At 50.7% G+C, this 22,418-nt stretch carries 16 protein-coding genes and 1 pseudogene; 13 read left to right on the top strand and 4 right to left on the bottom strand.

Annotated elements, in window-relative coordinates; translation table 11 throughout:
• Nucleotides 1-5: 5 nt before the first annotated feature.
• Both AB1757_13630 and AB1757_13625 read right to left on the bottom strand, forming a co-directional pair.
• Nucleotides 6-3,143 carry a hypothetical protein gene (locus AB1757_13630; protein ID MEW6128075.1) on the bottom strand — a complete coding sequence of 1,046 codons (3,138 nt, stop codon included), beginning with the start codon at nt 3,141-3,143 and terminating at the stop codon, nt 6-8.
• A gap of 112 nt (nt 3,144-3,255) precedes the next feature.
• Entirely contained in the window at nt 3,256-3,510 is a 255-nt protein-coding gene (locus AB1757_13625; protein ID MEW6128074.1) for a UPF0175 family protein, read from the bottom strand.
• 169 nt (nt 3,511-3,679) lie between these two features.
• Between AB1757_13625 and AB1757_13620 the strand changes: the two genes are divergently transcribed.
• The gene (locus AB1757_13620) at nt 3,680-4,912 is read left to right on the top strand and encodes a cysteine desulfurase-like protein (protein MEW6128073.1); all 1,233 of its coding nucleotides are present in this window, start codon (nt 3,680-3,682) and stop codon (nt 4,910-4,912) included.
• A gap of 457 nt (nt 4,913-5,369) precedes the next feature.
• Here AB1757_13620 and AB1757_13615 read toward each other — a convergent pair whose 3' ends face one another.
• Nucleotides 5,370-5,735, bottom strand: coding sequence for a response regulator (locus AB1757_13615; GenBank protein MEW6128072.1), 366 nt, complete (start codon nt 5,733-5,735; stop codon nt 5,370-5,372).
• 10 nt (nt 5,736-5,745) lie between these two features.
• Nucleotides 5,746-8,310: a PAS domain S-box protein gene (locus AB1757_13610; protein MEW6128071.1), complete on the bottom strand. Its 2,565-nt coding sequence runs from the start codon at nt 8,308-8,310 to the stop codon at nt 5,746-5,748.
• Nucleotides 8,311-8,776: 466 nt separating this feature from the next.
• On the opposite strand from AB1757_13610, the gene AB1757_13605 reads away from it, so the two are divergent.
• From AB1757_13605 to AB1757_13550, 12 genes and pseudogenes are all read left to right on the top strand, one after another.
• On the top strand, nt 8,777-9,943 hold the full coding sequence (locus AB1757_13605) for a Gfo/Idh/MocA family oxidoreductase (protein ID MEW6128070.1): 1,167 nt from the start codon (nt 8,777-8,779) through the stop codon (nt 9,941-9,943).
• A gap of 63 nt (nt 9,944-10,006) precedes the next feature.
• On the top strand, nt 10,007-10,390 hold the full coding sequence (locus AB1757_13600; GenBank protein MEW6128069.1) for a GxxExxY protein: 384 nt from the start codon (nt 10,007-10,009) through the stop codon (nt 10,388-10,390).
• A 62-nt stretch (nt 10,391-10,452) separates the two neighbouring features.
• The gene (locus AB1757_13595; GenBank protein ID MEW6128068.1) at nt 10,453-11,223 is read left to right on the top strand and encodes a ThuA domain-containing protein; all 771 of its coding nucleotides are present in this window, start codon (nt 10,453-10,455) and stop codon (nt 11,221-11,223) included.
• 61 nt (nt 11,224-11,284) lie between these two features.
• A complete protein-coding gene (locus AB1757_13590) occupies nt 11,285-11,524 on the top strand; it encodes a hypothetical protein (protein MEW6128067.1) in 240 nt (79 codons plus the stop codon).
• Nucleotides 11,524-11,861, top strand: a pseudogene (locus AB1757_13585) (type II toxin-antitoxin system PemK/MazF family toxin). The gene AB1757_13590 and the pseudogene AB1757_13585 overlap by 1 nt, the downstream one beginning before the upstream one ends.
• Before the next feature lie 9 nt (nt 11,862-11,870).
• The gene (gene galK, locus AB1757_13580) at nt 11,871-12,992 is read left to right on the top strand and encodes a galactokinase (GenBank protein MEW6128066.1); all 1,122 of its coding nucleotides are present in this window, start codon (nt 11,871-11,873) and stop codon (nt 12,990-12,992) included.
• A 99-nt stretch (nt 12,993-13,091) separates the two neighbouring features.
• On the top strand, nt 13,092-14,411 hold the full coding sequence (locus tag AB1757_13575; GenBank protein MEW6128065.1) for an amidohydrolase family protein: 1,320 nt from the start codon (nt 13,092-13,094) through the stop codon (nt 14,409-14,411).
• Between the two features lie 316 nt (nt 14,412-14,727).
• The gene (locus AB1757_13570) at nt 14,728-18,063 is read left to right on the top strand and encodes a TonB-dependent receptor (GenBank protein ID MEW6128064.1); all 3,336 of its coding nucleotides are present in this window, start codon (nt 14,728-14,730) and stop codon (nt 18,061-18,063) included.
• A gap of 243 nt (nt 18,064-18,306) precedes the next feature.
• Nucleotides 18,307-19,707, top strand: a complete 1,401-nt coding sequence (locus tag AB1757_13565) for a Gfo/Idh/MocA family oxidoreductase (GenBank protein ID MEW6128063.1) — start codon at nt 18,307-18,309, stop codon at nt 19,705-19,707.
• 269 nt (nt 19,708-19,976) lie between these two features.
• Nucleotides 19,977-20,417, top strand: coding sequence for a nuclear transport factor 2 family protein (locus AB1757_13560; GenBank protein ID MEW6128062.1), 441 nt, complete (start codon nt 19,977-19,979; stop codon nt 20,415-20,417).
• Nucleotides 20,418-20,443: 26 nt separating this feature from the next.
• A complete protein-coding gene (locus AB1757_13555; protein MEW6128061.1) occupies nt 20,444-20,893 on the top strand; it encodes a nuclear transport factor 2 family protein in 450 nt (149 codons plus the stop codon).
• A 106-nt stretch (nt 20,894-20,999) separates the two neighbouring features.
• The gene (locus tag AB1757_13550; protein ID MEW6128060.1) at nt 21,000-22,061 is read left to right on the top strand and encodes a histidine kinase; all 1,062 of its coding nucleotides are present in this window, start codon (nt 21,000-21,002) and stop codon (nt 22,059-22,061) included.
• Nucleotides 22,062-22,418 lie beyond the last annotated feature (357 nt).

Genomic DNA, 22,418 nt, shown 5'->3' with positions numbered 1-22,418 from the left:
TGCGCCTATAGAAAAGTGTTAAAAAAAATCCGGCGAATCTGTGATGTATGACAGGCATATTCCTGCTCGAATTCTTCGATTGAATTTAATGATAACGCCTTGCACAAATCATTCATCGCAAGATGCGAAGCCGGCAGCAGGGAAGTCGGACGGTCAAGTAAAATTCGCATCCAATGGTCAATGCGTCTGAGGAAGGTGTAACCGGCAAAAAGCCGATGCGCTGAATCGTTGTCAAGCGCGCCCTGCTCACCGAGGTGTTGAATCAACGCGGCAGTGCCCTGTTCGGTAGGAAAATAGAGGCGGTCACGCAGTTGCAAAAAGCGCGTGATGAAATAAACATCGGTCATGCCGCCTGCGCCCCATTTGATGTCACGTTGCTGATTTTTGGCTTTTTCATTTTCCAACCGTTTGCGCATGGCAAAAAGCTCAGCTTTGAGCGTTCGGTTTTTTGATGCGGCGTTGAAAACGGTTTCACAAATTGCCTCGCGAACCCGCGCGCCAAAGCTTAAATCGCCCGCGACTTCGCGAACTTTTAAATACGCCGAATGCTCCCATGCCGAGGCGCGTTCAGAAAGGTAAACCAGCAATCGCTCGAATCCTTGCGCCAGTTGTCCGTTTTTGCCTTCCGGTCTGAGTCGCAAATCAACCCGATAAATAAAGCCTTCGCGGGTAATCGTTGACAAAGTGTTTAACAACTCGGCGGTAAATTTGGCATAAAATTCCTGCGCCGTGCCAACTCCCTGTAACGTTGGATTTTCAAGTTTCAATTTTTCCCACTCAACTGCATCATCAAAGACAATCAATAAATCGAGGTCGGAACCATAATCCATGCCGGCGTGTCCGAGCCTGCCAAGCGCCATCACTGCAAACGGCAAATCGTGTGGCGCGCCAAACGCTTCAAGCGTCAGTTCAGTCGTCAATCTGAGCGAAACTTCAGCGAGCGCCGTCTGTTCGCGGTTGCTCTCGCGCAGTCGTCCGTTGATGAGTGATGAGTGATGAGTGATGAGTGATGAGGAGTTTTCTGACAATATGGAGTTTGTGTCAGCTTGACTATTTTCTGCTGAATCCTGAATCCTGAATCCTGAATCCTTTTTCGACTCCAGACTTTTTACATTCGCTAAATCGCAGTAGCCGATGCGAATAATCGCTTCGTGCCAGAGGCGACGCAAGCGGTCGGCTTTTGCCGGCAAGTCTTCGAGTGAACTGAGTGCCCGACGAAAAATTTGGGTGAAGCTTTCAACCGTTTGTTCGGTTTCAGATTGCATCAATGCTGCGGTGAGTTGCGGGCGCGATACCAGAATGCTCGATAGATATTGGCTGCTAAAAGTGGTGATGAGCCGCGCAAAAAAGCTTTGCAAATCGCCCTGCATGATTTCTAACACGGCGCGAATATGTTCTTGATTGTAAGTTGAAAAAGATTCCGCCCAGGCAATCAGATTTTTCAAAGCGCGCGTTGGATTGATAGTTGATGGCAGCGCGCGAGTGATGAGATTTTCGATAAATTGTCCGTCAAGCGGGCGCGCATTTTGCCAGTCGGTCGGCTGTGAAGCGATAAGCCGGGTGAGCGCCGCTCCGGCTTGATGAATGTATCGCAGGTTTTCTTCGTCGAACGGATGGCGAGGCGGTTTTTCAAGCGAAACGGCTTCACTGGCAGTTGCTTGAATGAGCTTTTGATTTTCAGCAAATGAGCCGTTGGCAAAAACCCGTTGATAAATTGCCCGCACATTCGCCGCATGCATCTCTGTGTCACGTCTGAAAGCGATTGCCGCATTGTGGGTTTCGGAAAGCACTTCATGTTTTGGCGAAAAAATATCGCTCGCCGTTTGATAGCCGCACCGTCTGGCTAAAAGTTCTAGTCGCTCTTCGGCAAGCGGCAGCGTGTGGGTTTGCGCGCCGTGTTCCATCTGTAAACGATGTTCGACCATTCGGAAAAATGCGTAAGCCGATGAGAGCGCCGCGCGTTCCGATTCGCTGAGAAACCCTTTTTCGGCAAGTCTCGCCAGCACGATCAAGGTTTGCGCAGCCCGCACCCAGGGTTCGCGTCCGCCGTGCTGAAGTTGTAAGCCCTGGGCGATGAATTCGATTTCGCGAATGCCGCCGATGCCTAACTTGACGTTGAATCCGCCGGTCTGTTTGGCGATTTGCCGATCAATTTTTTCTTTGGCGCGACGGACATCCATTAGCGCATCGGGCGCAGGTTCATTGCTGAAAACCCGGTCGCGTACCCGTTCAAAAAACTGCGTGAAAACCGCTTCGCTACCCGCCGTAGCTCTGGCGCGTATGAGCATCTGGCGTTCCCAGCTTTCGGCTTTGTTGTGGTAATAATCGGCGGCGCGTTCGATTTCCCACACCAAATCGCCATCGCGCCCGTAAGGTCTGAGTCGTAAATCAATGCGATAGACCGCGCCTTCGCTGGTCAGTCCGCTGATCGCTTTGATGACGTGTTGCGCGACTTTGATAAAGAAATCCTTGTTGTTGATTGAAGCATAAGGGTTGCGCCCGTCGCCTGCGGTTTCGCCACTCCCGCAGTAGAGAAACATCAAATCGATGTCGGAGGCATAATTGAGTTCGCGGCAGCCGAGTTTCCCCAAAGCGACGATGGCGAATTCCGCCTGCGTGATGCGCCCGCGTTCATCGCGCAGTTGCGGCGCGCCATGTTTATTGATGATTTCCTGCATGGCGATTTTCAAAGCGTATTGCAAAATCACGTCTGCAAGGTTGGATAACTCTTCGGTGACTTCGGCTAAGGTGGCAAGGTTCAGACAATCGCGCAGGTAGATGCGCAGAAATTCGCGGTTGCGGAATCTGAGCAGCAAAGTTTTTTCATCAGCGTTGAACATGCGCGTCAGGAAGCGGCTGAGGTCTTCCGACATCTGTTCAGTGGTTTTTACAAAGCCGAAGCCGCGTTGCATTTCGCGTTCAAACCAGTCGATGTCATCCGCGTGACGCAATAAATTTTCGGCTAAAAACGGACTGTAGGCGGCAATCGTCAGCAAGCGCGAAAGCAATAAAGGATGGCGACGACATTTCGCAGCATGTAAGGGTTGCTCAGTTTCGAGTCGCTGCAAAAACACCCGCGCGGTTTGCGGGTCAGGCAAAGAGAGAATCAAGGCTTCGATGTTGCTGCGATTACGATTAGTCATTAGATGGAAAATATAAACTAAACTGCCGCTATGCGGCAGTTTGAATTTAGGTGAGCATTTAGGATTTTCAGAGATGACGTTACTGCGAGGTTAATAATCGGGGAAGTATTGCTTACAACAATCCCAGCGATTTTATTTCCTTCAAGGTTTCAAGGTCTTTTTCAAAATCTCTGACCTCATAATGTATGGAAATCTCGCGGCTCGCTAACAATTTTTGAAATTGGAATTGATTTAACTTTGCCAGCTTGCCAGCCTGCCCGATAGTCAGTTTGTTTTGTTGGTAGAGGTAGACAGCAATCTCCTGTTGAAATTCATCATCTGACATTCCAACGGATTCTAAAATTTCATCGGAAATCGTTACACTCATATAGCCTCGCTATCAGTTCATCAAAGTAAGACTACTTTATCACCATAGTGCAAGGTCGCCATAAGGGTCATGGGGTCGCTTGCGAAGTGTTATTCTTTTCGACTTTCGCTGTCGGACATTTATAATACCCGCGAACTTTTGATGACCCTCAAGGAGATTGAATACTTATATGCAAAATGATACGCAGCGCGTCAAAACCGTTGAAGAAATACGCGCCGAGTTTCCCGCGCTTGAACGCGAGTTTAACGGATTTCCCGTCGCCTATTTTGACGGTCCCGGCGGCACACAGGTTCCGCGCGCCGTAGTCGTTGCCATGACCGATTATCTTTATCATCACAATGCCAATACCCATTGGGCTTATCCGACGAGCAGCGAAACCGATGCGATTCTGGCAAACGCCAGACAAGTCATCGGCGAATTTTTGAACGCTTCGGCTGATGAAATCGCCTTCGGGCAAAACATGACTTCGCTTACCTTTCATCTGGCGCGTGCCTTGGGCAGAAAATTCAAATCCGGCGATGAAATCATCGTCACCGAATTAGATCATCACGCCAACATTGATACCTGGCGCTCACTTGAAGTCGAACGTGGCGTTTGTATTCGCCAATTGCAACTCGACACCGAAAGCGGCCAGATTGATTTAAATGAACTGAGAAATTTATTGAACGACAAGACGCGACTCGTGGCTATCGGCGCAGCCTCGAACGCGCTCGGCACGATTAATGATGTGCGTCGCGCTGCGCAAATGGCGCGTGAGGCGGGCGCGCTCAGTTTCGTTGATGCGGTGCATTTTGCGGCGCACCATTGCATTGATGTGCAAGACATCGGTTGCGATTTTCTCGCCTGTTCGGCTTATAAATTTTATGGTCCCCACATCGGCATCCTTTACGGGCGCAAAGAGCTTTTGCAGGCAACCGATTTTCCGAGGCTCAGACCCGCGCCCGATTACGCCCCGGAAAATGCTGAAACCGGAACTCAAAGCCACGAATCGATTGCCGGAGCCGCCGCCGCGGTTGATTTCTTAGCGTCACTCGCAGAAGGCAATTCGCGCCGCGAACGGTTACAGGTGGTTTTCGATGAACTGCATCTCAGACAAAAAACTTTGACCCGAAGGTTGTGGGAAGGTTTATCGGAAATCAATGGTGTGCGCGTTTACGGGCTACCGCCCGATGCGCCGCGCACTTCGACGGTTTCGTTTACCCTGAAAGGTCACACCTCCGAAGCGGTTACCAGAGCTTTGGTAGAACGCGGGGTGTTCACTTCACACGGCGATTTTTACGCGATGACCGTGGTTGAGCGTTTAGGCGTTGAAGGCTTGGTGCGCGCCGGTTGCGCTTGCTATACAACGATGGATGAAGTCGAACGTTTGATTGAAGGCGTCAAAGACTTGGCGCAAGGATGATGCGTTTTGTTCACATTGGTGTTGGCAAAACACGCTTTAAGGAAGATAAAAATGGCCAATCATCCGCCGTTTCACTGTCGGGAGTGCCCGCCCAACTTTAAAGCCGCCAACGAGATCGCGTAAGCGGGTCACGAAAACGGTTTCAAGGCGTTTGCCGGGGATGTCTGTGGTTCACCTGGCGAATCCCGGACTCGAAAGTGCTTCCTCGTTGGTGTCGCCAATTTTCGTCTTTTCCGGCTGCGATTTACGGGTGTCTCTATTGACGGGCGTTCTCCAATGTATCAATTAAGTTTGCCGGGTCGAGTTTAAGGCGGCAATTTCAATTCAGGTTTACTGTCGCTCACGCCGAGGGCACACCTTGATTGACTCATGCAAGCCTGCCTGTGACATCTCGGAAAGCGATATTCTGAATACCCTCCAAGATAGTGCGCTTTTGTCAGCGCGATTGCAGCTCAGGCTATTTTAGAACTCTGTGAACCGTTTCTAGAAGTACAGCAAGAGGGAAGGGCTTTGCCAGAATCTCATGAGCACCAAACTTTTTCGCCACCGGCAGGTAAGAATCAGGCGATACCCGACCGCCGCCCGACATCGCAACAATCTTGACTTGGCGGTCTTTACGGCGGAGTTCGAGGATCGCCGATAGTCCTTCTCTGCCTGGCATTATCAAATCGGTAATGATGAGATCAAAACGATGGTGCTCGTGCAGCCGGAGCGCCTCATTGCCTTCACTCGCTTCCTGAACCCGAAAGCCACATTGTTGGAGGAAGGTCGACAACAGGGCGCGAAATTGTTCATCATCGTCAACAAGTAGAATATCCTTCATGATGTCCTTTCTATTTTTCTAGTGCGCGACTGACCGCGGCTCCCAACAATTGCCGAGTGACAGGTTTCATCACAATTTCTCGAATGCCGACCGTTTGAGCCTTTTCCGGCGTGATGGTTGGGTTATACCCAGTCACCAGAATAATCGGCAGGTCTGGGCGAAATTGTAAGAGATGCTTTGCCAGTTCACAGCCGTCCATCCCCGGCATCGTAAAGTCCGTTATCACCAGATCAAAAAGATGCGGCTTGGCGCGAAAGGTTTCCAGCGCCTCGTGACCGCAACTTTCCGTCACTACGGCGTATCCTTGACCTTCGAGAATCTCTTTGCCAATGCGAATCAATGGCTGTTCGTCATCAACAAACAGGATGCGCTCACCATCGCCTCGGCGAATCGGATATTTGTTCTCCTGTAGCGTAACGCAATCCCCAGCCAGTGCCGGAAAGTAAATGTTGAAAGCCGTACCCTTTCCTGGTTCGCTGTAGACCAGGATGCGACCTTCATGTTTTTTAACAATTCCGTGAACCACCGATAACCCTAGCCCAGTACCTTTGCTTTGATCTTTGGTCGTGAAAAACGGTTCAAATATGCGCTCGACGGTTGCCTGATCCATGCCATGCCCGGTATCGCTTACCACCAGGCGTACATAATGACCTTCCTGAAATCCAATGTTGCTGCGCGTGAAGGCTGCGTCGGCGTAAAAGGTCGTCAAGCGGATTGCCAGTACCCCGCCTTGCTCATTCATGGCGTGCAAAGCGTTGGTGCCCAGATTCATCATGATTTGATGAATCTGCGTCGCATCGGCAAGGACAGTCGGCACCTCCGCGTCAATTTCTAGACGAATCTCGATGGTTGCCGGTATCGATGGACGCAGCAGTTCAAAGGATTCCTTGATCACCGCTTGCAGCGAGGTCGGCCGGCGCTCTTGTTCCTGTTGCCGGCTGAAGGTCAGGATTTGGCGCACCAACTGTGTCGCCCGGTCACCTGCTTTGTGAATCTGTTTGAGGTACTCTTGCACGCCGTGTGTCGCTGGCAGGGCGGTTGCGGCTAATTCGTCGTAGCCGATAATCGCTGCCAGAATGTTATTGAAGTCGTGTGCGATGCCCCCGGCGAGCCTGCCGATAGCTTCAACCTTCTGCGACTGACGAAGTTGTTGCTCCAATCGCCGTCGCTCGGTTACATCGGTTGCCACGCCGAGCACCTGAATGGTGCCGCTCGAGGTGAGCAGGGGAACTTTGATGACTTGTAGCCAGCGGGATTGGTTGGCTGCGTTTGTCACTTTCTGCTCGTCAATCACCGTCGGTGTCTGCGTGGAGACAACCTCCCGGTCAATCGCTAACGAATCCTCGACCGCCTGCGCATCGGTATTGAGGTCGCTTTCGCGTTTGCCGATGATGCCGTCAACTGTTGTTCCATAAAGTTCGGCAAGGGCGCGATTGGCTAAAACATAATTGCCAGTGCCATCCTTGACCCAGATTAGGTTAGGCGAGGTATCGATGACCTGACGGAGAAATTCCCCCTGCGCTCTCAATCGTTCTTCCGACTGTTTGTGCAGGGTAATATCGGTGCAGGCACCAATAAACTTCGTCAGCTTGCCGTTTGAATCGCGAATCGGCAGACCGCGGTCTAAAAAGAACAGGTAGTTCCCGTTCTTATGGCAGATGCGATACTCTTCGTTGAAGGGTTCGCCGATGCGCAATGACCTGGCATAGGCTTCGACAACCCGTTGGCGATCCTCTGGGTGAATTAAGCGCCGTCGTTGCGAAGTCGCGGAAATTCCACCGGCTTCATAACCGAGCATTTTATCGAGATTGCCAAACCAGGTGATCTGATTCGAGGGTAACGTTCTGATGTAAAGCAGGTCACTGGCATTGAGTGCCATTAGCCGGAACTCCTCTTTGTTTTCCCGAACCGTTTCGGTCTGCTGTTTCGCCATGTCCAGGGCATTCCGGTAGGTATGACTGACACGAATCATCTGACGACGCGTAAACCATGCGAGCGCGCCACCCAAACACAAGGTCAACCCCCAAACCGTTGCCGTCGTTCGCCTCGTTGCCTGCTGAGTCGATGAGTTTAACTCATCGCGCAGCGCTTCTTCGGACTGGATAAAGAGGGTGAAGTTGTTACGCATATAGTCCATCACCTCTTCGCCGCGCCAGTTATTCTCATAGCTTTGGTACGCGCCTCCCTGACGACGCATCTCGATCAACTCCTGGCTCAAGCGATTCCATTGTTCAAAATCCTTGCGTATTGCCTGAAGCCGGCGCAGTTGCAGGTCGTTATCGGAAACGGCAACCGCCAGAGCATTAAATGAAGAATCAATCTGTTGACGTGCCTGATTCGTTGGATGGAGAAACACCGGCGCGCCTGTCAGCAGATAGCCTCGCAAACCGGTTTGCACATCCAACAGCAGCTTGTGAGTGCTATTCGCTTCGGCGATCACTTTATTGGCGCGGTTGCTCCATTCCGATAATGAAAGCAGCGTATTAATTTGCCAGAAGAGAATCAGCGCCAACGTGGTGACCAAAATTAGCGGTAGCGTGATAGTCTGGATCAGGAGACGTTTGAAGGTAGACAATCGAATGTTTTTCAGGTTCATGGGACACAAGGATTTGTCTGGTTCGCAGGCGCAACTTTTCTATAAGGACACGCTTATGTCGTGCCGGCAATAATCGGTGTTTTGTCGTCGGAGGGGCTAAGTCGAGTGTACGATTCTGAAAGCCTTCGTTACTCGATGCGATCCTAACACACGCAGAAAAGGCGATCTATAATCGTCGGGAAATTTAACCGAAATTTAAAATCAGCGCGGTGAATGTAACAAACTTCACCAAAGCTAAAATCAGCAATTCAATGATGGGTACGCTGCATATCAAAAAGAAGCCGTATTTATCGACCTGCTCGCTCTGCTGAGTGTACCAATGTCCGGTTTTCTGATTTGCAAAATCAATCTCCGAAAATCTAAATTGCCAGCTTTGGGCATCGAAAAGAACGGTCTATAATGCTTCGACCGTTCCGACTATTACAATCATTTTATTGAGGGACTTATGAAGAAAATTCGTGCTGGAATTATTGGCGCAGGTTTCGTCGGCCCGCTGCACATGGAAGCGGCGCGGCGTCTCGGTTATGTGGATTTTGTGGGCATTGCGACTTCCAAGCTTGCATCAGCGGAAAAAAAAGCCGCGCAATACGGCATCGACATTGCTTATGAAAATTATCAACACCTGCTCGAAGACCCCACCATTGATGTCGTCCACGTCTGCACGCCGAACAATTTGCATTACCCGGTGGTGATGGATGCGGTCGCCGCAGGCAAACATGTCATCTGCGACAAACCGCTTGCCGTGAGCGCCTCAGAAGCGCGTGAGATGCGTGACGCCGCAGCCAAAGCCGGGGTGGTCAATGCCGTCACCTTTAACTATCGTTTTAATCCGGTCGTGCAACACGCCCGCGCTATCGTTGCCAAAGGCGAACTCGGCGCGGTGCGATTCGCGCATGGCTATTATTTGCAGGATTGGTTGTTGTATGAAACCGATTTTTCCTGGCGACTTGAAGCCGATAAAGGCGGCGCGACCTCTGCCGTCGGCGACATCGGTTCGCACTGGTGCGACACCGCGCAATTCATCACCGGACAGAAAATCTCGCGTGTACTTGCGAGCCTTTCAACCATGATTCAGGTGCGCAAAAAACCGAAAGGCTCACGCGAAGCTTTTGCCGCAGCCGGTGGCGAAGAGGAGTACGAAGATTTTCTGGTGACCTCGGATGATCTGGGTTCGGTATTGCTTGAATTTGAAAATGGCGCGAAAGGTTCATTTTCGGTTGGGCAGGTTTGTCCCGGTCATAAAAACGATTTGCAGATAGAAGTGAACGGCGCGACTGGCTCGCTCAAATGGGTACAGGAACGCCCTGACGAATTGCATTTCGGCTATCGCGATAAGCCCAATGGTTTGTTGCTGCGCGACGCCAATCTCCTGGATGAAAGCGCGCGTTGGAGCGTCAACTTGCCGGGCGGTCACGGCGAAGGTTGGGCGGACGCTTTTAAAAATTTAATGGCGAGCGTCTATTCATTCATACGCGACGGAATGACCCCGGCGAGCGATGCGGATAAAATTAAATTCCCGACCTTTGAAGACGGTTATCGAATGAACGCCATCATTGATGCCATCATTCGCTCGAATCAAAACCGTTCCGTTTGGACGGAGGTTGATTATTGAAATTAAAGGATAAATTCACCACAGAGGCACCGAGACACAGAGAATTTTTTAGGGAGAGGATAAGTGGATAATTTTTCTCAGAAAGACTTATTGACGGAAAAGATTATCGGCTTTGCCATAGAAGTGCATCGCGCGCTTGGTCCCGGTTTATTGGAATCTGCGTATGAAGAATGCCTTTGTTACGATTTATCGCAAGCTGGTTTGAGAATAGAGCGACAAGTTCCTTTGCCCGTTGTTTACAAAAGCGTGAAACTGGATTGCGGTTATCGTATGGATGTTGTTGTTGAGGATGAAGTGGTCGTCGAGTTAAAAACGGTTGAGCATTTATTGCCGGTTCATCAGGCGCAGTTAATAACTTATCTGAGACTTGGCGGCTATAAAAAAGGCTTGCTGCTGAACTTCAATAATTCGGTATTGAAAAACGGCATTAAACGAATCGTTCTCTGATTTTATTTTCTCTGTGTCTCTGTGTCTCTGTGGTGAATTTTCTTTCTGAATAGGAATCGATTATGAAACGTAAATTACTAGGGCTTGGTTGTCTTGGCGCATTGCTAACGTTTGCGCTTGTTTTACCCAATACTTCGGCGAATAACGCTTCGGTGATTAAAAAACACAAAGTGCTTTACCTGACCCATTCCGCAGGGTTCAAGCATCAGGTGTTGCCCGAAAGCGAAAAGATTATGAAAGAGCTTGGCGAAAAATCCGGCGCTTTTGAAGCCGTCACCACGCAGGATTGTTCATTGATTAACCAGGAATCGTTGAAACAATTCGACGCGGTGATTTTTTATACGACCGGCGAGTTGCCGATTTCCGATGAACAGAAACAGGCGTTTATGGCGTTCATCAAATCGGGCAAAGGCTTCGTCGGTATTCATAGCGCCACCGATACCTTTTATAAATGGGCGGAATACGGCGACATGATTGGCGGTTATTTCGACCAGCACCCCTGGCATCAGGAAGTCACCGTCAAAGTGGAAGACACGAAAAGCCCGGCGACCAAACATCTCGGCGCGTCTTTTAAAATCACCGATGAGATTTATCAGCATAAAAATTTCTCACGCGACAAGGTTCACGTGCTGCTCAGTCTCGATGTCAATTCCGTAGATTTAACCAAACCCAATGTCCATCGCGCCGATAAAGATTTCGCGCTCGCCTGGTCGCGCAGTTTCGGCAAAGGTCGCGTCTTTTATACGGCGCTCGGACATCGTTCGGAAGTCTGGAACGACGAACGCTTTCAAAAATTGTTGATCGGCGCAATCAAGTGGGCGATGGGCGATTGACGATGAAGGGGTGACCTTGCAAACCTTGTCGCAGTAGAAAAGGCGGATTACACTCAAAGCCATGAAAAAGACTGCAATATCAATTTCTGACACGGTATTTTATCAGGCAGAAGAAAGCGCGCGGAGGTTGAATATGTCGCGCAGCGAATTCTACACCAAAGCAATTCTTGCTTACCTGCAAGAACACCGTGATGTAGATGTGACTGCCAAACTCAACGAAGTTTATGCCCAAAATTCGTCAGCAATAGACAAAGAATTGAGCAAAGTTCAAAACACCATATTAGTCGAGGAACATTGGTGATGCAGCGTGGCGAGATTTGGTGGGCGGATTTGCCAGACCCGGTTGGTTCGGCTCCGGGCTGCCGTCGTCCTGTTTTGGTTATACAGTCCGATTTATTCAATCGCAGTCGCATTCAAACAATCATTATTGCGGTTATTACGAAAACCTCGACCTGGCAGAAGCGCCTGGCAATGTGCTGCTGAGTTCACGTCGCAGTCGCTTGCCTGTAGATTCTGTCATCAATGTTTCGCAGGTTCTCACGATAGACAAAAACTTGTTGACCGAATAGGTTTCGACATTGACGGACAAAAAAATGAATCAGGTGGAAATCGGCTTACGGCTTGTGCTTGACCTCTAATTTTCAAGGATGAGAGTTTCCCCAATCAGAACCTTCTTTGCCCCCGGGCGCGTCAACCTCATCGGCGAACACACGGATTATAACGAAGGCTTCGTGTTGCCGATGGCGATTGAATGCGGCACCTTCGTTTCAGGTCGCGCGCGGGAAGATAGAACGGTGCGCGTCTTTTCACATTATTTAAACGAAGATGCCACGTTCGATTTAGACGCCGACACCCCGCCGCAACGCGGCATCTGGTTGGATTTTATCGAAGGCATCACCAGCACCCTTGAATCGGAAGGCTGTCGTTTGCGCGGCGCAGACCTTGAAATCAAAAGCACGGTGCCGATTGGCGGCGGGCTTTCTTCTTCAACCGCGCTCGATATGGCAGTGGCGCTTGCCATGCTCAGGCTTTCGGAAATTGAATTCGATAAACGCAGGCTCGCGCTCATGTCGCAAAAATCGAATCACACCTACGTCGGCACACGCGGCGGCTTGATGGATCAACTGACCATTCTTTTCGGACAGCGAAATCATGCCTTGCTCATAGATTGCCGCTCGCTTGAAATCAAGCCGATTCCATTCGCTACTCAAAACGTCGCGGTGGCGATTTGCAACACCAATGTGAAACACAATCTCGTCGCTTCCGAATACAATGCGCGCCGCGCCGAATGCGAAACCGGCGTTGAACGTTTGAAAAAATATCTGCCGCATATTTGCGCCTTGCGCGATGTCAGCGTCGAGGAATTTGGGCAGTATGAAAATGCTTTGCCGGAAATTATTCGTCGCCGCGCCCGTCACGTCATCACTGAAAATGTGCGAACCCTTGCAGCAGCCGGGGCGCTCGGCGCAAATGATTTTGAGAAGATGGGCGAATTGATGTACGCTTCGCACGCTTCTTTGCGGGATGATTATGAAGTCAGTTGCAAAGAATTGGATGCGCTCGTGGAAATCGCTTCGCAAACCGAAGGGGTCATCGGCGCGCGAATGACCGGCGGTGGATTTGGCGGTTGCACGGTAAATTTAGTGAAGCGCGAGGCGCTCGCGCAGTTTCAAAAGCGTGTTGCCCGTGAATACGAAAAAGCCACCGGCAGTCGACCGATGATTTTGATTTCCGAGGCGAGCGCCGGCGCAAGCGAGGTTGAAAGCTAAAAGTAAAAAGTAAAAAGTAAAAAGTAAAAGGGCAAAAATAAGCCAGTTTTATTGAGTTTCTGCATTCTATCCACTTCCGTTTATCTAAAAAGGAGACCTATGAAATATATGCGATTGATTTCCGGCTTGCTCATTCTCGTCTTAATGTTGGTTTGCGGGGTGTCCTCGACCATTACCCACGCGCAAGCCAGAGACATTGTTTTAATCAAAGCCGGACAGTTGGTTGATGTGAAGAGCGGGCGCGTGCTCGCAAATCAAGCGATTCTCATTGAAGGCGACCGCATTAAAGAGGTCGGCGACGCGGCGACGGTGAGTTCGCGCGCCCCCGCAAATGCCCGCCTCGTTGATTTATCGAACGCCACAGTGTTGCCCGGACTGATTGATTGTCACACTCATTTGACATTTGAACTCGGCGGCATCGCGCAAGGCTTCATGATTTCGATTCCGCGTCAGGCGCTGATAGGCGCGCGTTACGCCAAAGTGACGCTGGAAGCCGGTTTCACGTCGGTGCGCAATGTTCATGCCGCCGGTTATTCCGACATTGCGTTGCGCGATGCCATCACTGCGGGTGACGTTCCGGGACCGCGCATTTCGGCTTCAGGTCCAGCCATTGGGCCAACCGGCGGTCACGCCGATGAAAGTTCGCTGGCTCCCGAATTTCATCATCGCGCCGATGGCATCGCCGATGGTGTCCCGGCAGTGATTGCCAAAACCCGTGAAAATATTAAATACGGCGCGGATTGTATCAAGATTATGTCAACCGGCGGCGTGCTCTCGAAAGGCGATTCACCGGAAGCCGGACAGTACAGCGACGAAGAGATGAAAGCCATCATTGATGAAGCCCATCGGCTGCATCGCAAAGTTGCAGCCCACGCGCATGGCGCATCGGGTATGAAGCAGGCAATCCTGGCGGGCATCGATTCCATCGAACACGGTTCATATATCGATGAAGAGAATATGCGATTGATGAAAGAGCGCGGCGTTTATCTGGTGCCGACGCTCTTTCTCACGGACTGGTTTATGGAAAATTACAAACGCATCGGCGTGCCGCAATATATGGTTGATAAAGCCAATCAAGTGATGCCGGTGATGCGCCAGAATGTCGGGAAAGCGATTAAATCGGGCGTGAAAATCGCTTTTGGCACGGATGCGGCGGTCTATCCTCATGGACTCAATGGCAAAGAGTTTGCCGTTTATGTGAAACTCGGAATGACGCCCATGCAGGCAATGCAAACGGCAACCGTGAATGCGGCGGATTTATTGGGCTGGGCAGACCGCGTCGGCTCAATCGAAACCGGCAAATTCGCGGATCTAGTCGCCGTCACCGGCGACCCCACCAAAGATATAACGGTGCTGGAGCGCGTCGGTTTCGTGATGAAAGGCGGACAGGTTTTTAAAGACACCCTCACGAAAAAATAAGCGCACTTTGTAAGGGGCAGGGAATGTCTCTGCCCTTACTTGATAAGAGATTCGGCTATCCTGATTAATCATCTCCTTTGCTTTTCATCTCTCGTTTAATCATTAAAAATTCACAAGCTGTTCACACGCCTTTAACATCGCATTGTTATAAATCTTCATTCGCTATCTATCGAAGTAATTCCTGAGCGGTTTGACTCGCAACGGTTCTTTGTGATTAAAAAAGCACAACTGCGTTGGTGCCGATAAACGTCCTGCAATTATTCAAGGGGTCAAGCCGCAAGGCATTAAAAATCTTTGTCAAAATCTGAGGAGGCTTATGCTTAAAAGACTCGTTCACCTACCGGCTGTTTTTTTAATTCTTTCGATGCTGGCAAGCCTTACGGTTTTTGCGCAGGTCAGCACCGCCAGTCTCACCGGACTGGTCACCGATTCACAGGGCGCAGCGGTTGCGAATGCTGCGATTAAAGCCACTAACAAAACCACCAATTTCTCTCAAACCACCACCACCAATTCATCCGGCTACTACACCTTCGCTACTTTGCCCATCGGCAGTTATTCATTGACCGTCGAAGTGCAGGGCTTCAAGAAAGTAACCAACGAAGGACTCACTTTGGAAGTCGGGCAAAAAGCCCGCATGGATTTTTCACTTGAAGTCGGCGCACTTTCCGAAACCGTTTCGGTAACCAGCGACGCGCCGCTACTGACCAAACAGGAAGCCACGACCGGCGGCGTCATTGAAAATCGTCTGGTGCGCGATTTGCCCCTGAGCATTCGCAACTGGGATGATTTGCTCGGACTGGTTCCGGGCGTGCAGACCGACCGCTACACCGAAGAAGGCGGTGGCACTGCCGCAGGGCGAACGGGCGGCGCAAATGTCCACGGGGTGCGTTCATTGCAAAATAATTTCGTGCTCGACGGCGTCGATAACAATTCGATTTCCACCAATGTACAGGAACTGACCACTCAGGTGGCACGCCCTTCGGTTGATTCGATTCAGGAATTCAAAGTCAGCACCAATCCTTACAATGCCGAAAATGGGCGCAGCCCCGGCGCGCTCATCAGCGTCACCACGCGCGGCGGCACGAATGAATTTCACGGCACGATTTATGAATTTCATCGCAATCGCATTTTCGATGCCACCAACTTTTTCCTCAATCGCACAGGGGTTAAAAAAGGGCAGAATATTCAAAATCAATTCGGCGGCAATTTCTTTGGACCTATCATTCGCAACCGAGCTTTCTTCTTTTTCAACTATGAAGGCACGCGCATTCGCAAAGGAACCCTGAGACCCGGCAACGTGCCGCTGGCGAATGAACTCACCGGCGATTTTTCTGCCGCCGCTGCCGCAAAAAACCGCACCACCTACGCGACGTTGGTTGACCGCGTCGGCGATTGCGTCGGCAAAAATAATCCTTTCCCGAACAATCAAATTCCGGCGCGGTGCATCGACCCGGTAGCCGCAAAAATTCTCGGACTGTTGCCCGCCGCCAATGTTGTGCCGGGCACCGGTCCGTTGAATGCGCTTAACTTCATACGGGTTCCCAATATCATTGATGATACCGACAGTTTCACCTGGCGCGGCGATTATCAACACGATGCCAACAACACCTTTTTCATGCGCTACACTTACACCGACCGTTTTCGCTTTGTGCCCGGAACTTTTGGCGGCATCGTTGATGGCACATCGACCTCGGCATTCGGGCGTTTATTTATGAAAGCCCATTCGGCGGCAGTCGGCTGGACGCATATTTTCAGCCCGCGACTGGTCAATGAATTTCGCCTGGGTTGGGGGCGCAATGAATCGCACGGCAATCAAGACCCGTTCGGGCAGAACACGCTTGCCGATTTCGGTATCAAAGGCGTGAGCGATTCGCCGACCTTTAGCGGCGGTTTGCCCGGCATCGTCGTGGATGCGCGTGGCGGCAGTTTAAGACTTGGCGGCACGGCTGGCGGAACCGATAGACTCGGCTCGCCCGACTTTCTGCCGAAGTTTCAAATCACCAATCAATTTCAATGGGTCGATTCGCTGAGCTATACGCTGGGCGCTCATCAAATCAAATTCGGCGTCGATTTGCGCGCCCCGATGCGCAACATCTATCTGGATGTACCGGGACTGCGCGGTTCGCTCACCTTTGACGGACAACGCACAGGCATCGGGCTTGCCGACTTTTTGCTGGGCTATCCATCGGCGGCGCAGTTATCGAATCTGGCAGTAGTTGACCAACGTTTGTGGATGTATTCCAACTTTGTTCAGGATGATTGGAAGATTACGCCGAAACTCACATTGAATCTCGGATTGCGTTACGATTTCGCCACCTGGCCCTATGAAGGCGCAGACCGCATGGCGAATTTCGACCCGACAACCGGCACACGCTTTACGCCTGAAAATTCACCCTATGGCAGAAGCTTGATTAAAGCCGATAAAAATAATTTCGCGCCGCGCATCGGCATCGCTTATCAACTGACGCAAAAGACCGTGATGCGCACAGGCTATGGCAGATTTTATATGCTGCTCGAACGCGCCGGCAGCGAAGACCAGTTGGCTTTGAATCTGCCTTTTCTGGTGAACAATGTTGTGAGCGCCACTTCGACCGGCACAACCGTAAACAATATGCGACTGAGAACCGGATTCAATCTGTCGCTTGACCCGAGCGCCGTCAATCCTGCGTCGGTACGTTTACGCGCCGTCAACCCGGAAGCGGTTATGCCAAGCGTCGATCAATGGAATTTCGGTTTTCAACAACTGCTCACCAGCGACCTGGTGTTGACTGTGGATTATGTCGGCACGAAAGGAACCCACCTTTCGATTTTGCGCAATCTCAATCAACAGTTCTTTAATGCCAATGGTACAGGCACAGGGGTGATTCCCTTTCCGCAATTCGGGCCAATTGAATTTCGCGACAATGGCGGCAATTCGATTTATCACGGCGTTGAGTTGTCGCTTGAAAAACGTTTCAGTCGCGGGTTGTCGTTCCAGACCGCCTATACTTATTCAAAATCCATCGACCAGGCGCAGGAACATCTGTTTAGCGGCGGCTCAAATTCTTTCATGCAAAATGCGCGTGACCTCAGACAACAACGCGGGCGCAGCGATTTCGATTATCGCCATCGTTTCGTGGCGAGTTACCTTTATGAAATTCCGCTCGGTCGCGGACATAAATATTTGAGCAGCGGCATTGGCGATTATCTGCTTGGCGGTTGGCGCATCAGCGGCGTGACCAACATCCGTTCGGGCAGACCGTTCACGGTTTTCGCGAGCGCCAATAACGGATTGGTCGGAAATCGCGGCGGACTTGCAAGCGCCGTCGCTGATTGTTTACTAGATGGGACGTTGCCGCCAAGCCAGCGCACCATTGACAAATGGTTTAACCCGCTGGCGTATGCGGTGCCGACGCCTGCGCGACTCGGCAATTGCGGGCGCAACACCCTGGATGGTCCGGGACTGGTGAATTTCGATTTTTCGATGGCGCGGTCATTCAATTATTTCGGTGAAGGTCGCAGCCTCGAATTTCGCTGGGAAGTTTTTAATGTCTTCAACCACGCGCAATTCGGACTCCCGGAACGCAATCGCGCCAGTAGCGCGGTCGGTAGAATCTCTACTTTGGCGGGCGACCCGCGCGTGATGCAGTTCGCCTTGAAGTTTTATTTCTAAAATTTGTTGAGGGAGCGGTCTCTGACCGCGCTTCAACCAACGACGCGGTCAAAGACCGCTTGTTCAACCCCAGTAAATCGTTTTGCAATCTGCAATAGGAAGCGGTCTCTGACCGCGACACCTATTGGAGAAAAAGGACAGGATGAAAATTCCTGTCCTTTTTTTGCGACTCAGGTGCTGTGCATTTTTAACTCTTGAGGAGTACAATCATCACACAAAATTTACCAACCAATTGGAGGCATCATGAATAAACCATCGCGTAGAAATTTTTTGAAAGGCGCGGCAGCGGGAAGCTTTGTCGTGCTCACCTCAAAGAAGACCGCTGCCAAAGAATTTTTACTCAGCGCAGACCCGGAACCGCAGGCAACCGCGACCGGCGACAAAGTTCGCTTCGCGACGATTGGCGTCGGCGGGCAGGGAATGAGCGATACGCGCACCGCTTTGCAGACCGGCATGGCGGAACTCGTCGCCGTTGCGGACATCTACGACGGACGCCGCGAACGCGCGCAGGAAATCTGGGGCAGTCACATTTTTACGACTCGCGATTATCGCGAGATACTGACGCGCAAAGATGTTGATGCAGTGATTATCGGCACCCCCGACCACTGGCACGCGCAGATTGCGGTTGACGCTCTGAACGCCGGTAAAGATGTCTATTGCGAAAAGCCCATCGTGCAGATGCTTCCCGACGGTCACAAAGTAATAAATGCGGAAAAGCAGACCGGAAAAATTTTGCAGGTCGGCAGCCAGCGCGTCAGTTCCATCGTTTTTGCCAAAGCCAAAGAGTTACTGGCATCGGGCGCGATTGGCACTTTGAACATGGTTGAAGCGTGGATCAATCGCCGCTCGAACAATGCCGCGTGGCAATATTCGATTCCCCCCGATGCGCGTCCCGATAGAATTGATTGGGATAGATTTTTAGGCAACGCGCCAAAGGTGCCGTTTGAACCGATTCGCCTATTCCGCTGGCGCAACTATCGCGCCTACGGCACAGGTATCGGTGGCGACCTCTTCATTCACTTGTTTTCAGGTTTGCATTTTATGGTGGGTTCAAATGGCCCATCGCGGGTGTTGGGAACCGGCGGCTTACGATTTTGGAAAGACGGGCGCGATGTGCCGGATGTTTTGCTTGGGCTTTGCGATTACTCGGAAACCAAAACCCATCCCGGATTCAATGTCTCGCTTCGTGTGAATTTCGTTGACGGCAGCGTTGACCCGAATGCCTTTGAAGAATCGGGCTATCGCCTGGTAGGAAGCGACGGGGTGATTTCGCTTGGCAGTCGCGGACTCACACTCACGCGCAAGCAACGCTCGAAAGAGCCGGGCTATAACATCGATACCTTCCCGAAAGCGGTGCAGGAAGAATTTGTCAAAGCTTATCGCCAGCAATATCCGCCGCAACCGCCAAGCATCAGCCAATCGAGCGATGAGATTTATAACGCGCCATCCGGCTACAGCGATGGTCTTGATCACTTCCGCAATTTCTTCAAGGCGGTGCGTTCGCGTAACCCGGTGGTTGAAGATGCGACCTTTGGGGTTCGCGCAGCCGGTCCCGCGCTGCTGACCAATCAAAGCTACTTTGAAAACCGCATCATGAATTGGGACCCGGAAAAAATGAAACTCACGGACGACGGGGGAAGGTAGAACAGTAGGCAGTAGGCAGCAGGCAATGAGCGGTAGGCAAGCAGGCAGTTTCAAAAAGCGCCGGGATTCAGGTGATTCAATCTCGGCGCTTTTTTATCGAATACCTCCGCCGCTTATCGAATCAGGTGTCCACTCAACGATTGAGTTGCATTTTTCGGGAAAGTGTCTGGTAGTTTTCATAGGCTATTAGATTTTCTATTAAGCGAAAACCCTTCTGCGTTTCCAGCCGCGTAGAAATTCCAATTCTTTCAATGCTCAGGGAGATGATTGTGAAAAAACTGATGTCATTGACTTGGTTACTAATGGCATTTTGCTTTTATGTGCCGCTTACACAGGCGCAAAACCCCGAAGCGGTGGCGGCTCGCGTGCCGCTTGAAAATTATTTGAAAGGTCATGCCACAGGACAGGGCGACTACATCCGCAAAGCTTTTCACCCCGACGCCCGATTGCAATGGTTCCGCGACGGTAAATATCAAACCCGCTCTCTTGAAGATTTCATCGCCGGCTTTAAAGGCGAACCTGCGCCCGATGAATCGCAGCGCAAGCGCCGCATCGAAAGCCTCGACATTGCCGGTAATGCCGGAACGGCGAAAATCGTTCTGGATTATCCGAGCGTTAAATTTGTCGATTATATGTCGCTGCTGAAAATCGGCGATGAATGGAAAATCGTCAACAAGATTTTTTACGCCGAATACAAACCCAAGCCGTAAAGCGAATCTCTCAAAAAGGAGTTTTTATGAAAACAGTTTTTGCGATGATGGTATTGCTGCTCGCTTTACCCGCGAGCCTCAGCGCGCAATCAATGGATGACCGCGAAGGTGTCCGGCAAGCGGTGCTTGATTATGTCGAAGGTGTTTATGAAGTCGCGCCTTCGCGCATTGAACGAAGCGTTCATCCCGACCTGATCAAACGCGGCTTTTATACGGCAAAAGATAAAACCGGTTATCAAACCGGCGTGATGACTTATCAACAACTGGTTGATCTGGCGGGCAAATGGAACAAGACCGGGTGGCTGCCGAAAGATGCGCCGAAAGAGATTGTCGTGTTTGATGTTTTGGATCAAACCGCTTCGGCGAAACTCACGGCATACTGGGGCGTCGATTATTTTCAACTTGCGAAGTATGACGGCAAATGGAAAATCATTCACGTGCTCTGGCAATCACCACCACCGAAAGCCAAACCCTAAATTAATAGAAAGGTGACAGACCGGAATGAAGCCACGTCAACCGTTCGCGCATCAACGGGCACACTTCGCTGATGCGTGAGTCATTGGCGCGCGGGCTGATGAAAACATGATTTCAAACCACTGGAAAACCCGCCTGTCATCTTTCTGGACGCTGCAAATCATCGGTTGGTCGATTTATGCGGTGATGATTTATATCACCTTTCTGACCGTCGTTTCGACTGACAGGATGTTTCGGTTGTTTCAAATTAAAAGCTTTCGCGCGATTGTCGGCTTCGCTCTCACCTGCATTTTACGGCTGATTTATAAACGCTTTTCCAGTCGTCGCGATTTTCAAATCATCGCCGTGCTTGTCATTATCAATGCCATTGTCTTTGGTTCGATGTGGACGCTCATCGAATTCGGTTATTACTGGTTGACCGAAGCCAATTTCAGCTTTGTCAGAGAGTTTCAATCATTTCCCAAAGTTACACTTGATTACGCGGTTACTTTACTGGCGTGGAGCGCGCTCTATTTCGGCATCAAATACTGGCAGGCGTGGCAAGAAGAACGCGAACGCACCTTAGCCGCAAACGCCCTTGCGCATCAGGCGCAACTCGATATGTTGCGTTATCAGTTGAATCCGCATTTTCTTTTCAATGCGCTCAATTCGATTCGCGCTTCGATTGATGAAGACAGTCGCCGCGCCAAACGCATGATTACCGAGTTCTCGGAGTTCCTGCGCTATTCCTTGTTGCAAAGCAATTCGTCGAACATAACGCTGGGCGAAGAACTCGAAGCCATTAAAAATTATCTGGCGATTGAAAAGATTCGTTTTGAAGACAAACTTGATTACACCTTCGATATTGAAGCCGATGCCGAGGCGTATCAACTACCGGCGTTTTTAATTCATCCGCTGGTTGAAAATGCGATTAAACATGGAATGACCAATCAGGCGTCGCCTTTGCGCATTCAAATCAAGGCGCGACTGCAAGGCGATGGGCTTTGGGTTGAAGTCGCCAATACCGGCAAATGGAACGCGGCAACCATCGAATCCAACGGCACAGGCATCGGGCTTAAAAACATCCGCCAACGGCTCGAACAATTATTTCCCGGTCGCAGCGCTTTGAAAATTCATGAAAGGGAAGGTTGGATTCACGCGGCGATTGAAATCAAAAACCAACAGGAGTGAATCCGAAACAATCAGCAAAATCAGGTTGCAATGAAGGTTTTTGGGTTTGCCATCAAGGTAGATGCGAAAGCTTCAGGTTTATAAATCAAAGCTCGTTTCCCAGCGGATAATGCGGATGCGGACGGATTCTTCTCCGGCTGCCAAAATCGGTAGTGACGTGGAGACATCCGCAAATATCCGCTCGATCCGCCGCATCCGCCGGGAATGTCCATTCAAACTTAGTCCGGTTGCCTTTCATATCAACCCTCTCGCTTATCTTGAATAGGAATCGAGAAATGCTTTGCGGGAATTGAAAAATTGCGCGTAAGCCTTTAGTGTTTTTCATCAATTGCGGAATCACCGAAATCAATTTGAGTC

The organism is Acidobacteriota bacterium (genome assembly GCA_040754075.1).
Classification (GTDB): domain Bacteria; phylum Acidobacteriota; class Blastocatellia; order UBA7656; family UBA7656; genus JBFMDH01.
This window is presented reverse-complemented; position numbering and strand designations above follow the sequence as displayed.